The organism is Cellulomonas fimi (assembly GCF_012952065.1).
GTDB lineage: Bacteria > Actinomycetota > Actinomycetes > Actinomycetales > Cellulomonadaceae > Pengzhenrongella > Pengzhenrongella fimi_A.
In genome coordinates this window covers 82671-95603 of sequence record NZ_JABCJJ010000007.1, presented here as the reverse complement: position 1 = coordinate 95603, position 12933 = coordinate 82671, and the positions used below count along the sequence as shown (strand labels likewise).

The following is a 12933-nucleotide window of genomic DNA, read 5'->3' as shown; positions in this document are numbered from 1 at the left end:
TCACTTGACGTACGGGATGCCCTCGGCGGCCGGCGCGCGCACGCGGCCGACCAGCCCCGCGACGGCGAAGATCGTCGCGAGGTACGGCAGCATCGCGAGGAACTGGCTCGGCACGGGCGACCCGAGGTTGTTGAGGACCTGGCGCAGCGAGTCGGCGAAGCCGAACAGCAGCGACGCCGCCAGCGCGCCCTTGGGGCTCCACCGTCCCAGGATCATGGCGGCCAGGGCGATGTACCCCTTGCCGGAGGTGAGCTCCTTCGTGAAGGCGAGCCCCGCCGAGACCAGCGCGGCACCCCCCAGGCCGGCCACGGCACCCCCGAGGATCGAGTTGCGGACGCGCGTCAGGTTGACCTTGATCCCCACCGTGTCGGCCGCCTTCGGGTGCTCGCCCACCGCGCGCATCCGCAGGCCCCACCGGCTGCGGAACACCATCACCTGGAGCACCGCGACCGCAACGTACATGAGGTAGACGATGAGCGAGTGGTCGAACAGGACCGGCCCGATCACGGGGATCTGGGAGAGCACCGGGATCGGCAGGGTCGGCAGGCGCGGCGGGGAGTTCAGCGACTGCGGGTTCTGCGTGAGCACCGTCGAGAACAGGTAGTTCGTGACGCCGACGACGAGGACGTTGAGCACGACGCCGACGATGATCTGGTCGATGCGGTAGCGGACCGCGAACAGCACGAGGACCGCGCCCACGAGCGCCCCGGCCACGGGGGCCGCGACGAGCCCGGCGTACGGGTTGTCCGTGAGGCTCGCGACGACCACCGCGAGGAACGCCCCGCCCAGCAGCTGACCCTCGATCGCGATGTTGATGATCCCCGACCGCTCGCACAGCAGACCGGCCAGCGACCCGAAGATCAGGGGCACGGACAGCGTGAGAGCGCCCGTGAGGAGGATCGTCAGGGGCAGCGCGTTCGTGTTCCCCGCCATGACCCACACCAGGAACGCGAGCAGCACGAGTCCGCCGAAGAGGATCGGGACCCACGTCGGGACCTTGCGCCGCTGCGTCGTCAACCGCGTCGCCCACAGCGCGAGCGCGAGCGCGACGACGGACAGCACGAGCGCCGTCGCGCGCGACGGCACGGCGAACGGCGCGATCTCCACGAAGTCGTCGCGTGTGGAGACCATGAAGCGCGTGGTGTCCTCGCCCGGGGTCAGCAGGGAGAAGAAGACCAGCGAGATGAGCGCGACGACGAGGTAGAGGACCGGGCCGCGCCACGCGATCCGCGCCTGGACCGCGGGTCCGACGGGTGCCTGGGCCGTGGGCGCCGGCTGGGGAGCGGTCACCGTGCTCATGAGCGGGCCTCCTGGGACTTGTAGCCGAAGAGCGCGGCCAGGCGGTGGACGAGCGACAGCTCACGGACCAGCGGCGGCGCGGCGATCAGCAGCACGATCGTCGCCTGGATCACCTGGACGATGTCGATCGGGGTGCCCGCCGACGTCTGCATGAGGGGCGAGCCCGCGCGGAGCGCGCCGAACAGCAGCGCGGCCAGGACCGTCCCGAGCGGCGTGGAGCGGCCCAGCAGGGCGACGGTGATCGCGTCGAAGCCGATCGAGCCGGCGGTCGATGCCTGGAGCGACTTGTCGGTGCCGAGCACCTGCGCCGCACCGCCCAGCCCCGCGAGCCCGCCGGCGACGAGCATCACGAGGACGAACACCAGGTTGACCTTGATCCCCGCGGTGCGCGCCGCGCTCTGGTTCGCGCCGACCGCCCGGAACCGGAACCCCAGCACGGACCGTTCCATCAGCCACCAGACCGCGACCGCGGCCAGCAGCGCCACGACGAAACCGAGGTGCAGCCGGAAGCCCGGCCCGAGCAGCAGGGGGTACGTCGCGGTCTGCGCGACCGCGGGCGAGATCGGGCGGCTGCCGCCCTGGCGCAGGAGGCTCGTCGTCAGGAGGTAGGAGACGAGGTAGAACGCGATCGAGTTGAGCATGATCGTGACGATCACCTCGTTGGCACCCGTCCGGGCCTTGAGGAACCCCGCGATCCCGGCCCACAGGGCACCGATCACGAAGGCCGCGAGGACCGCGAGCACGAGGTGCACGACGGGTGGCAGCGCGAACGTGATCCCGACGAAGGTCGCGCCGGCCGCGCCCACGAGGACCTGGCCCTGCGCACCGATGTTGAACAGCCCCGACCGGAAGCCCACGGCGAGCCCCAGGCCCGCGAAGATCAGCGGCACGGACGCCGTCATGGTCTCGGTGATCGGCCGGACGCGGCGCAGGCCTGTCGCCTCGTAGTCGAACACCGCCCCGCGGAAGAGCGTCGAGTACGCGTCGAAGACCGAGCTCCACGCGGCGCCGAGCAGGTCGCCCGGCCGCGAGAAGAAGTACCCGGCCGCGGCCTGCACCTCGGCGTTCGCGGCGGCGATGAGCACCGACGACGCGACGAGCGCCATCAGGATCGCGAACGTGATCGTCACCCACGACGAGTCGAGCACCTGCTGGAGGTAGCTGCGACGCTCGCCCGGCGCCGGCGCCGGCGGAGGTGCCGCCGACGGCGCGACGAGGCTCTCGGTTGCCGTCACGTGGTCATCTCCTCGCTCCGTGCGGTCCTGGCCTCCAGGTCCGCCTCACCCAGGGTCGTGTGGTGCTCGTTCGCCGAGCGCTCCGCGTCCTCGAGCGGAACGCCCGCCATCATGAGGCCGAGGACGTCGCGATGCGTGTCGCCGGGCACGACGCCGACGATCCGGCCGCGGTACATCACGGCGATCCGGTCCGCGAGCGCGTGCACCTCGTCGAGCTCGGTCGAGACGATCACGACCGGCGTGCCGCCGTCGCGCTCGGTGACGATCCGCTTGTGCACGAACTCGATCGACCCGACGTCGAGCCCCCGCGTGGGCTGCGACGCGACGAGCAGGCGCAGGGGACGGGACATCTCCCGCGCCAGCACGACCTTCTGCTGGTTCCCGCCCGACAGCGTGCTCACCGGGTCCTGGATCGAGGTCAGGCGGACGTCGAACTCCTCGGTCCGCCGACGCGCGTTCTCGGCCACGCGCGCGGGGCTGAGCGAGCCCGCGCGGGCGAACGGCGCGTCGTCGTGCAGGTCGAGGACGAGGTTCTCCGCGATGGAGAACGACGCGATCAGGCCGTCCGTGCTGCGGTCCTCGGGGACGTACCCGACCCCGGCGTCGAGCACGTCCGCGACGCTGCGGCCCAGGAGCTCCTTCCCGTCCAGCGTGATCGATCCCGAGGTCGCGCGCAGGAGCCCGACGATCACCTCGGCGAGCTCCGACTGCCCGTTGCCCTGGACACCGGCGATGGCGAAGATCTCGCCGCGGCGCACCTCGAACGACAGGTCGTCGATGACGCGCGTCCCCACGGGGTCGATCACGGTGAGGTCGCTGACGCGGAAGGTGACGTCGCCGCGCTCGGGCGGGGCCTTCTCGACGCCGAGGTTGACCGACCGCCCGACCATGAGGGACGCGAGCTGCTGCTCCGACTCGTCGGGCGTCGCGGTGCCCACCACCTTGCCGCGCCGGATCACGCTGATCCGGTCGGCGACGGCCCGGACCTCGCGGAGCTTGTGCGTGATGAAGACGATCGACGTGCCGGCCTCGCGCAGCTGCCGCATGATCGCGATGAGCTCGTCCGTCTCCTGCGGGGTGAGCACTGCCGTCGGCTCGTCGAGGATGAGGACCTTCGCGTCCCGGCTGAGCGCCTTGATGATCTCGACCCGCTGCTGGACGCCGACGGGGAGGTCCTCGACCAGGGCGTCGGGGTCGACGTCGAACCCGAAGCGGTCCGAGATCTCCCGCACCCGGCGGCGGGCCTCGGTGAGGTCGATGAGGCCGCCCAGGCCTGCTGCGGTCGGCTCATGACCCAGGACGACGTTCTCGGCGACGGTGAAGACGGGGACGAGCATGAAGTGCTGGTGCACCATGCCGATCCCGGCGTTCATCGCGTCCGCCGGGCCGGCGAACACGACGGGCGCGTCGTCGACGAGGATCTCGCCGCCGTCGGGCTCGTACAGCCCGTACAGGACGTTCATCATCGTGGACTTGCCCGCACCGTTCTCGCCGAGCAGCGCGTGGATCTCACCCGACTCGAACGTCAGGTGGATGTCGTCGTTCGCGACCAGCGGACCGAACCTCTTGGTGATGCCCCGCAGCTCAAGCTTCACGACTCGTCGCCTCCACTTCGATAGCTCCGCCCGACCTTAGTGACTTCGCGGCGGGCGGGGACGGGCGCGCACCGGACAGGCCGGTGGCCCGAGACGCGTCACGCCCCGGGCCACCGGTCGGTCATTCGACGGGGTGGGAACCGCTCACTCGACCGGCGTCGCGGAGGGGGACTCCACGACGAGCTCGCCCGAGATGATCTGCTCGCGCAGCTGGTCGACCGTCGCGACGAGCTCGGCGTCGACCTTGCCCTCGAAGTCGTGCAGGGGCGCGAGGTCCACGCCGCCGTTCTCGAGGGTGCCGACGTAGGGGTCGGCGCTGAAGTCACCGTCCACCGCCGCGGCGATGGTGTCGAAGACGGCCGTCCCGATCTGCTTCATGACCGAGGTCAGGATCAGCGACTTGTACTGCTCGTTCGAAGGCTGCAGGTAGCCGTCCGAGTCGACCCAGATGACCGAGACGCCCTCGTTCTGGCTCGCCGCGTTGAGCGAACCGGCGCCGACCGGGCCTGCCACGGGGAGGATGACGTCCGCACCCGACGCGATGAACTGCTCGGTCGTGGTGCGGCCGGCCTCGGTGTCGGAGAAGTTCCCCGTCATCGAGCCGTTCTGCGCGGCCTTGTCCCAGCCGAGCACGGTGACGGCCGTACCGGTGTCCTCCGCGTAGCGCGCCGCGCCGTCGGCGAAGCCGTCCATGAAGATCGTGACCGACGGGAACGGCATGCCGCCGTAGGTGGCGAGCGTCTTGCTCTGGCTCTGGCCCGCCGCCAGGTAGCCGGCGAGGTACGCGGCCTCCTGCGTGTTGAAGAGCAGCGGCTTGGCGTTGTCGAGCGTGACCGGCGAGAAGTCCGGGGCCGAGAAGGCGCTGTCGACGAGCGCGAAGCTCAGGTCGGTGTTCGCCTCGGCGGCCGCCTGGATGGCGTCCTCGAGCGCGAAGCCGACGCCGATGATGAGGTCGCAGCCCTCCTGGACCATCGAGTCGACGTTGGCCGTGTACTGGCCCGGGTCGGTCGACTCGGCCGTCCGCACCTGGATGCCCAGCTCCGACTCGGCCTGCGTGAGGCCCTCGAAGCCCGACTGGTTGAACGAGGCGTCGTCGAAGCCGCCCTCGTCCGAGACCATGCACGCGGTGTAGTCGGTGCCGCCCTCGCCGCCGCCCCCTGCGGTGGCCGTGCCACCGTCGTTCTCCTCGGGCGCGCTCCCGCACGCTGCCAGAACCAGGGCGGCCGCTGCCGCCAGACCTGCGACCCGCGTCATTCTCTTCACGTGGAACTCCTGTTGCTCTACTGACGCCGAGCCGGTCCAGGTCGTCCCCGGAAGGAGCCGCGCGTCGTCGCGTGACGCCGGTCCAGAGCTGGCCGGCTGATTAGTCCCGCACCCTAGTAGCCACCCGGGGCACCCCCGCGTTACTGATCGGTAACGTCGCGTCTTCGTTATGGATTCGGAATGTTCGCTACGCCGAGCGGAGGAGGCGGCACCTCGGTCCCGGTCAGGACCGTTCGCGCGAGGATGCGGACGCCGACGTCGATCGCCCGCTCGTCGACCCGGAAGTCGCCCTGGTGGATGTCGAACGTGCGACCCCCCGGCTTGCGCGTGCCGAGCCGGGCCATCGCGCCGGGCACCTTGGTCAGGTACCACGCGAAGTCCTCCCCGCCGAGCGACTGCTCGGTGAGGACCACCGCCCCCTCGCCGAGCATGTCGCGGGCCGCTGACTCGAGCGCGGTGGTCGAGCGCCCCGCGTTCTCCACCGGCGGTACTCCCCGTGCGTGCCGGACCTCGACCTCGACGTCGTACGGCGCGACGACCTGCTCGACCGCCGCGTGGAACACGCTCGAGGCGCGCTCCCAGGCGCGGACCTCGAGGCACCGCAGCGTGCCGCGCACCGTGCCGGACGACGGGATCGCGTTGTGCGCCGACCCCGCCTGCACCGCTCCCCAGGTCAGGTTCACGCCCGCGCGGGGGTCGAGGCGCCGCCCGAGCACGGCCGGCACCTGCGTGATGACCTGGCCCAGCGCGAACACGACGTCGCCGGTCAGGTGGGGCCGCGACGTGTGGCCGCCCTTGCTCGACACGGTGACGGTGACCTCGTCCGACGCCGAGGTGATCGGGCCGATCCGCGTGCCGACGTGGCCGACGTCGACCTTGGGGTCGCAGTGCAGCGCGAAGATCTGCTCGACGCCGTCGAGCGCGCCCGCCGCGATCGCGTCGAGCGACCCCCCGGGCTGCAGCTCCTCGGCCGCCTGGAAGATCAGCCGGACGCCGGTCGTCAGCTCGCCGCGGTTCGCGAGCTCGGCGAGCACGAGCCCCGCGCCCAGCACGACGGTGGTGTGGACGTCGTGGCCGCACGCGTGCGCGACGCCGTGGACCGTCGAGCTCCACGGCAGCTCGCACGTGTCCTGGACCGGGAGCGCGTCGAGGTCGGCGCGCAGCGCGAGGCGCCGCCGGCCCGACTCCGTCGGCGTGGGTCCGATGTCGCACAGGAGCCCGGTGCCGGGCAGGAGCCGCGGGCTGAGCCCTGCGGCGCGCAGCCGGTCGGCGACGACCCGCGTGGTGCGCTGCTCCGTCCGGCCGAGCTCGGGGTGGGCGTGCAGGTCGCGGCGGATCTCGACGAGCTCCGCACGGAAGGAGTCGGCGAGCTTGGTCACGAGGGCGACATCGACAGGCACGTCGTCGAGCCTAGCCCCGTGGCCTCACAGCAGGTCGTCGCGCCCCCGGGCCCGCACGGCCTCGACGACGTCCTTGACCTGCTGGGCACGCGCCCGCGTCGTGACGAGCAGGGCGTCGGGGGTGTCCACGACGACCACGTCGTCGAGACCCAGGACCGTGACGAGGCGTCCCGACCCGGGCACCACGAGCGAGCCCACCGAGTCCACCCGCACGACCGACGCGTCGTCGCCCAGGACGCGCGCGCCGTCGTCCGTCCCGTGCTCGAGCGGGGTCAGCAGGTTGCCGAGCGACGCGAAGTCGCCGATGTCGTCCCAGCCGAAGTCCCCGGGGACGACGGCGACCCCGCCGGCCGCGGCGACCGGCTCGGCGATCGCGTGGTCGATCGCGACCTTCTCGAGGCCGGGCCAGACGTCGGCGAGGAGCCGGTCGCGGTCGCCGGTGTCCCATGCCGCCCCGAGCGCCCGGAGGCCCTCGTGCAGCGCCGGGCGCTGCTGGGCGAGGTGGTCGAGCAGCACCTGAGCCCGCACGATGAACATGCCGGCGTTCCACCGGTACTCCCCCGTCGCGAGGTAGGCGGCGGCCGTCGCGGCGTCGGGCTTCTCCGTGAACCCGAGCGCGTGCCGCGCGCTCGGGGCGACGGGCAGGTCGAGCAGCTCGCCCGAGCGGACGTAGCCGAACGCGGTCGACGGGCCGGAGGCGGCGATCCCGACGGTCGCGACGTACCCGGCGCGCGCCGCCTCGACGCCCTCGCGAACCGCACGCTGGAACGCCGTCGCGCCGTGGATCACCTGGTCGGCCGCGAACGAGCCGAGCACGACGTCGGCGCCGTGCCGCTCGAGCAGCACCGCCGCGGCGAGGCCGATCGCCGCCATCGAGTCCCGCGGCGACGGCTCCGCCAGCACGGCGTCGGGTCCCACCTCGGGCAGCTGCGCCCGGACCGCCTCGACGTGCCGCTGCCCCGTGACGACCAGGACGGCACCCGGCCCGGTGAGCGGCGCGAGGCGGTCGACCGTCGCCTGGAGCAGGGTCCGGCCGGACCCGGTCAGGTCGTGCAGGAACTTCGGCACGCCCGAGCGCGACAGCGGCCAGAGCCGGGTGCCCGCCCCTCCCGCGGGGACGACGGCGTGGAACCCGGGCACGGCACCGGCACTGTGCGAGGCGAGCGTCATGGCGTCAGGGTAGTGACCCGCGCCGGCGCACCGGTGACGCTCCCGGCCCGCCGTCGTGAGCCGTGTAGACTTGGTCACAAACTGTCAGCATCCGGCCGCCCGCGCGGACGCCGGGGACCGACGACGTCGTCCGGGTCACTACAGTGGGTCAGCAACCGGACGCCGTCGTCCCCACCTCGCATCCCAGGAGGCCCCCGTGCCCAGCGCTCCCGCCGGCACCCTGTACCGCGGCCGTGAAGGCATGTGGTCGTGGGTCGCGCACCGCGTCACCGGTGTCGCGATCTTCTTCTTCCTGCTGGTCCACGTGCTCGACACGTCGCTGGTGCGGGTCTCGCCCGAGGCGTACAACGCCGTCATCGGCACCTACAAGAACCCGATCATGGGGCTCGGCGAAGCCGGCCTCGTCGCCGCCGTCGTGTTCCACGCGTTCAACGGCATCCGCCTGGTGCTGGTCGACTTCTGGTCCCGGGGCACGAAGTACCACCGCGTCATGCTCTGGGTGGTCATGGGTCTCTTCGTCGTGACGATGGCGGGCTTCCTGCCGCGTCACCTGATGAACGTCTTCGGGGGCTGAGCATGAGCACGCAGGCACGGGCCGAGGCGCGCTCGCCCATCGAGGAGCCCGGCGCGTCGTACCAGCGCAAGCGGACCACGCGCGGCAACTTCGAGCTGTACAGCTGGGTCTTCATGCGCGCGTCGGGCGTCGTGCTGGTCCTCCTGATCTTCGGGCACCTCTTCGTCAACCTCGTCGCCGGCGAGGGCATCAAGGCGGTCGACTTCGGCTTCGTCGCCGGCAAGTGGGCGTCGCCGTTCTGGCAGATCTGGGACCTGCTCATGCTGTGGCTCGCGATGATCCACGGCACCAACGGCGTCCGGACGATCATCAACGACTACGCCGAGCGCGACGGCACCCGCCTGGTGCTCAAGCTGGCGCTCTACACGGCGTTCGTCGTCGTGGTGGTCCTCGGGACCCTCGTGATCTTCACGTTCGACCCGTGCCCGCCGAACAGCCCGGCGAACCTGCTGCCCTCGTTCTGCACGGCCTGACCCCCGCTCTTCTCACGGGCCGACCACCGGCCGATCCCACCCGCCACAGGAGACAACGACCCCAGATGCAGACCCACCAGTACGACGTCGTCATCGTCGGGGCCGGCGGCGCCGGGATGCGCGCGGCGCTCGAGTCCTCCAGGCGCACGCGCACCGCGGTGATCTCCAAGCTCTACCCGACGCGTTCGCACACCGGTGCGGCGCAGGGCGGCATGTGCGCCGCCCTCGCGAACGTCGAGGAGGACAACTGGGAGTGGCACACCTTCGACACCGTCAAGGGCGGTGACTACCTGGTCGACCAGGACGCCGCGGAGGTCATGGCCAAGGAGGCGATCGACGCCGTTCTCGACCTCGAGAAGATGGGGCTGCCGTTCAACCGCACCCCCGAGGGCAAGATCGACCAGCGGCGCTTCGGCGGCCACACGCGCAACCACGGCGAGGCCGCCGTGCGCCGCTCGTGCTACGCCGCGGACCGCACCGGCCACATGATCCTGCAGACCCTCTACCAGCAGTGCGTGAAGCAGGACGTGGAGTTCTACAACGAGTTCTACGTGCTCGACGTGCTCCTCTCGCACGACCTCACGTCCGGCTCGGTCGAGGCGGGCGAGGAGGTCCGCGTCTCGGGCGTCGTCGCCTACGAGCTCGCGACCGGGGAGATCCACCTCTTCCGCGCGAAGTCGGTCGTCTTCGCGACCGGTGGCGCGGGCAAGATCTTCAAGACCACCTCGAACGCGCACACCCTGACCGGCGACGGCATGGCCCTGGCCTACCGCCGCGGCATCCCGCTCGAGGACATGGAGTTCTTCCAGTTCCACCCGACGGGGCTCGCAGGCCTGGGCATCCTCCTGTCGGAGGCCGCGCGGGGCGAGGGCGGCATCCTGCGCAACAGCGAGGGTGAGCGCTTCATGGAGCGCTACGCCCCCACCATCAAGGACCTCGCGCCGCGCGACATCGTCGCGCGCTCCATGGCCAACGAGGTCCGCGAGGGTCGTGGCGCGGGACCCAACAAGGACTACGTGCTCCTCGACCTGACGCACCTCGAGCCGGCGCACATCGACGCGAAGCTCCCGGACATCACCGAGTTCGCCCGCACGTACCTGGGGATCGAGCCGTACACGGAGCCGGTCCCGGTCTACCCGACCGCGCACTACGCGATGGGCGGCATCCCGACGAACATCACCGCGCAGGTGCTCCGCAACAACACCGACATCGTGCAGGGCCTCTACGCCGCGGGCGAGGTCGCGTGCGTCAGCGTCCACGGCTCGAACCGGCTCGGGACGAACTCGCTGCTCGACATCAACGTGTTCGGCAAGCGCGCGGGGATCGCCGCGGCCGAGTACGCGGTCGGCGCCGACTGGGTCGAGATGCCGTCGGAGCCCGAGGTCGGTGTCGTGACCGAGCTCGAGCGGATGCGCACCAGCCCGACAGGCGAACGCGTCTCGGACATCCGCCGCGACCTGCAGAACACCATGGACGCCAACGCGCAGGTGTTCCGCACCGGTGACTCGCTCCGTCAGGCGCTCGCGGACGTGCGCGCCCTGCAGGAGCGGTACCGGGACGTCAGCGTCCAGGACAAGGGCCGCTCGTACAACCTCGACCTCCTCGAGGCGCTCGAGCTCGGGTTCCTGCTCGACATCGCGGAGGTCGTCGTCGTCGGCGCCCTCAACCGCGAGGAGTCGCGCGGGGGCCACTTCCGCGAGGACTTCCCCGACCGGAACGACGCCGCCTGGATGAAGCACACGATGGCGTACCGCCGTCGGCCGGGGGTGACCGGGCCGCCCAAGCCCGCCCGCAAGCCACGGCAGTCCAAGGCGGCCGCCGCCGCAGCCGCCCTCAAGGCCGTGGCGACGTCGTCGGTCGAGCCCGACGGGCTCACGCACCCCGAGCCGGCGCCCGAGGTGCCCACCGCGACGACGGCGGTGGCCGGTGGGCCCGGTGCGACCGCCCCCGGCGTGTTCGACATCGTCCTGGACTACAAGCCCGTCGTCATGACCCGCTACGAGCCGATGGAGCGCAAGTACTGATGACCGCCACCCTCGACCAGGCCACCGGCGCGCAGGAGGGCTCGGCCCTCGGCGTCGTCCCGAGCTTCGACGTCACCCTGCGGGTCCGCCGCTTCACGCCCGAGACGCACGGCGAGGAGGCGTACTGGCAGGAGTACACCGTCACGGCGCACGGCACCGACCGGCTCCTCGACGCCCTCCACAAGATCAAGTGGGAGCTCGACGGGTCCGTCACGTTCCGCCGCTCGTGCGCGCACGGCGTGTGCGGCTCGGACGCGATGCGGATCAACGGCCGCAACCGGCTCGCGTGCAAGACGCTGCTCAAGGACCTCAACCCCGACAAGCCGATCACGGTCGAGCCGATCAAGGGCCTGCCCGTGATCAAGGACCTCGTGGTCGACATGGAGCCGTTCTTCGCCTCCTACCGCGAGATCATGCCGTTCCTCATCACGACCGGGAACGAGCCGACGAAGGAGCGCCTGCAGTCGGCCGAGCAGCGCGAGCGGTTCGACGACACGACCAAGTGCATCCTCTGCGCGGCGTGCACCTCCTCGTGCCCCGTGTTCTGGACCGACGGGCAGTACTTCGGCCCGGCAGCGATCGTCAACGCGCACCGCTTCATCTTCGACAGCCGCGACGAGGGGGCGACCCAGCGCCTCGAGATCCTCAACGACAAGGAGGGGGTCTGGCGCTGCCGGACGACCTTCAACTGCACCGAGGCGTGCCCCCGCGGCATCGAGGTCACCAAGGCGATCCAGGAGGTCAAGCGCGCGATGATCCGGCGCGCCTTCTGATCGACCACCAGGCTCGCGGACGTGAGGCGCGAGAAGGACTCCGGTGAGGAGCCGAGGCGAGCCCGTCAGCCGGTGCTCTCCCCTGCCTCCCGCGTCGCGCCGTCCTCCCCCGGCGGCCGCACGCGCGGCGGGTCGGCGGTCCAGGCGGCCGCGAGGAGCACGATGCGCGCGATCAGGTTGATCCACACCAGGAGCGTCACGAGCACGGCGAACGAGGCCAGCAGGGCGTTCCGGTCGGCGGTCCCCGCGACGACGCTGGTGCCGAGCAGCCGCACGACGCCGATCCCGACGCCGGCGAGCACCGCCCCTTCGAGCAGGTCGCGACGGCCCGGGTGGACCCCGGCGAGCACCACCACGACGAGCACGAACATGCCGGCGTCGACCGCGAGGGCCACACCGGCCCCGACCGCCCAGGACACCGCTCCCCTGACGGCCTCGAGCCCGAGCAGCCGCAGCAACCAGTCCGACGCGGCGGTGACGGCCAGGGTGACGATCGTCGAGAGCAGGACAGCGAGCCCGACCCCCACCATCCCCGCCAGCTCCCGCGCCTTGCCGAGCAGCAGGTTCGTGCCGACGGCGCCCACCCCGGACACGGCACGGACCGCCGTCCGCAGGGCCGCCATCGCCACGGTCGCGCTGTAGACCAGCACCACGACGGCGGCGATCCCGGCGAGGCTCAGCCCCGAGCCGACCACGAGGTCGCGGGGGTCGATGAGCCCGCGCTTGCCCTCGCCGCCGATGAGCCCCGGGAGGTAGCTGTCCGCGGTCGCGAGCACCTCTGCGCGCAACGCCTCGTTCCCGCCGAGCACGGTCATGAACGCGGTGTAGCCGAGGGTCACGGCGGCGAACACCGAGAACAGCGCGCTGTAGGCGATGCCGCCGGTGAGCACGCCGCCACCGACGGAGCCGAACCGAGCCAACGCCCGTGCCGGCCGGGTCTCCTGCCACCAGGTGAAGAGCGCCTTGGCGCGGGCGACGAGGCCCGCGACGCCGGGCGGGTACCGCCGCGGCCGGCTCGCTGCGACGTCGGCGGTCGACGCCGAGGCGACGTGCGCGGCGCCGGCGCCGATCGGGGCGCCGGCGCCGGGCACCTGGTCACGCCCGCGCGCACGGCCCATGCCGTGACC

At 71.8% G+C, this 12933-nt stretch carries 11 protein-coding genes; 4 read left to right on the top strand and 7 right to left on the bottom strand.

The genetic code is table 11. The features are described 5' to 3' along the window. The 6 genes from HIR71_RS06665 to HIR71_RS06640 form a co-directional block, all read right to left on the bottom strand. Entirely contained in the window at nucleotides 1–1299 is a 1299-nt protein-coding gene (locus tag HIR71_RS06665) for an ABC transporter permease (RefSeq protein ID WP_169324273.1), read from the bottom strand. Continuing rightward, on the bottom strand, nucleotides 1296–2534 hold the full coding sequence (locus tag HIR71_RS06660) for an ABC transporter permease (protein ID WP_169324272.1): 1239 nt from the start codon (nucleotides 2532–2534) through the stop codon (nucleotides 1296–1298). Before HIR71_RS06660 ends, HIR71_RS06665 begins: the two co-directional genes overlap by 4 nt. Then, the gene (locus tag HIR71_RS06655; protein ID WP_169324271.1) at nucleotides 2531–4129 is read right to left on the bottom strand and encodes an ABC transporter ATP-binding protein; all 1599 of its coding nucleotides are present in this window, start codon (nucleotides 4127–4129) and stop codon (nucleotides 2531–2533) included. Before HIR71_RS06655 ends, HIR71_RS06660 begins: the two co-directional genes overlap by 4 nt. 144 nt (nucleotides 4130–4273) lie before the next feature. Then, the gene (locus HIR71_RS06650; RefSeq protein WP_169324270.1) at nucleotides 4274–5392 is read right to left on the bottom strand and encodes a BMP family lipoprotein; all 1119 of its coding nucleotides are present in this window, start codon (nucleotides 5390–5392) and stop codon (nucleotides 4274–4276) included. Between the two features lie 167 nt (nucleotides 5393–5559). After that, nucleotides 5560–6792, bottom strand: a complete 1233-nt coding sequence (locus HIR71_RS06645) for an amidohydrolase (RefSeq protein ID WP_169324269.1) — start codon at nucleotides 6790–6792, stop codon at nucleotides 5560–5562. A gap of 24 nt (nucleotides 6793–6816) precedes the next feature. After that, nucleotides 6817–7962 (bottom strand): mannose-1-phosphate guanylyltransferase, encoded by a 1146-nt coding sequence (locus HIR71_RS06640; RefSeq protein ID WP_169324268.1) that lies wholly within the window; start codon nucleotides 7960–7962, stop codon nucleotides 6817–6819. Nucleotides 7963–8158: 196 nt separating this feature from the next. On the opposite strand from HIR71_RS06640, the gene sdhC reads away from it, so the two are divergent. The 4 genes from sdhC to HIR71_RS06620 all read left to right on the top strand — a co-directional run bounded on the left by sdhC (nucleotide 8159) and on the right by HIR71_RS06620 (nucleotide 11806). Continuing rightward, nucleotides 8159–8536 (top strand): succinate dehydrogenase, cytochrome b556 subunit, encoded by a 378-nt coding sequence (sdhC, locus tag HIR71_RS06635; RefSeq protein WP_169324267.1) that lies wholly within the window; start codon nucleotides 8159–8161, stop codon nucleotides 8534–8536. Between the two features lie 2 nt (nucleotides 8537–8538). Continuing rightward, entirely contained in the window at nucleotides 8539–9009 is a 471-nt protein-coding gene (gene sdhD, locus HIR71_RS06630; protein WP_169324266.1) for a succinate dehydrogenase, hydrophobic membrane anchor protein, read from the top strand. A 65-nt stretch (nucleotides 9010–9074) separates the two neighbouring features. Further along, entirely contained in the window at nucleotides 9075–11033 is a 1959-nt protein-coding gene (sdhA, locus tag HIR71_RS06625; protein WP_249051636.1) for a succinate dehydrogenase flavoprotein subunit, read from the top strand. Further along, the gene (locus tag HIR71_RS06620; protein ID WP_169324265.1) at nucleotides 11033–11806 is read left to right on the top strand and encodes a succinate dehydrogenase iron-sulfur subunit; all 774 of its coding nucleotides are present in this window, start codon (nucleotides 11033–11035) and stop codon (nucleotides 11804–11806) included. Before sdhA ends, HIR71_RS06620 begins: the two co-directional genes overlap by 1 nt. Before the next feature lie 65 nt (nucleotides 11807–11871). On the opposite strand, the gene HIR71_RS06615 is transcribed toward HIR71_RS06620, so the two are convergent. After that, nucleotides 11872–12924, bottom strand: coding sequence for a YihY/virulence factor BrkB family protein (locus tag HIR71_RS06615; protein ID WP_169324264.1), 1053 nt, complete (start codon nucleotides 12922–12924; stop codon nucleotides 11872–11874). Between the last annotated feature and the right edge of the window lie 9 nt (nucleotides 12925–12933).

Excerpts from the sequence above, each read along its gene's own strand:
- HIR71_RS06665 (WP_169324273.1), bottom strand. The coding sequence starts at position 1,299 with ATGAGCACGGTGACCGCTCCCCAGCCGGCGCCCACGGCCCAGGCACCC.
- HIR71_RS06640 (WP_169324268.1), bottom strand. The coding sequence starts at position 7,962 with ATGACGCTCGCCTCGCACAGTGCCGGTGCCGTGCCCGGGTTCCACGCC.
- sdhD (WP_169324266.1), top strand. The coding sequence starts at position 8,539 with ATGAGCACGCAGGCACGGGCCGAGGCGCGCTCGCCCATCGAGGAGCCC.
- sdhA (WP_249051636.1), top strand. The coding sequence starts at position 9,075 with ATGCAGACCCACCAGTACGACGTCGTCATCGTCGGGGCCGGCGGCGCC.
- HIR71_RS06620 (WP_169324265.1), top strand. The coding sequence starts at position 11,033 with ATGACCGCCACCCTCGACCAGGCCACCGGCGCGCAGGAGGGCTCGGCC.
- HIR71_RS06615 (WP_169324264.1), bottom strand. The coding sequence starts at position 12,924 with ATGGGCCGTGCGCGCGGGCGTGACCAGGTGCCCGGCGCCGGCGCCCCG.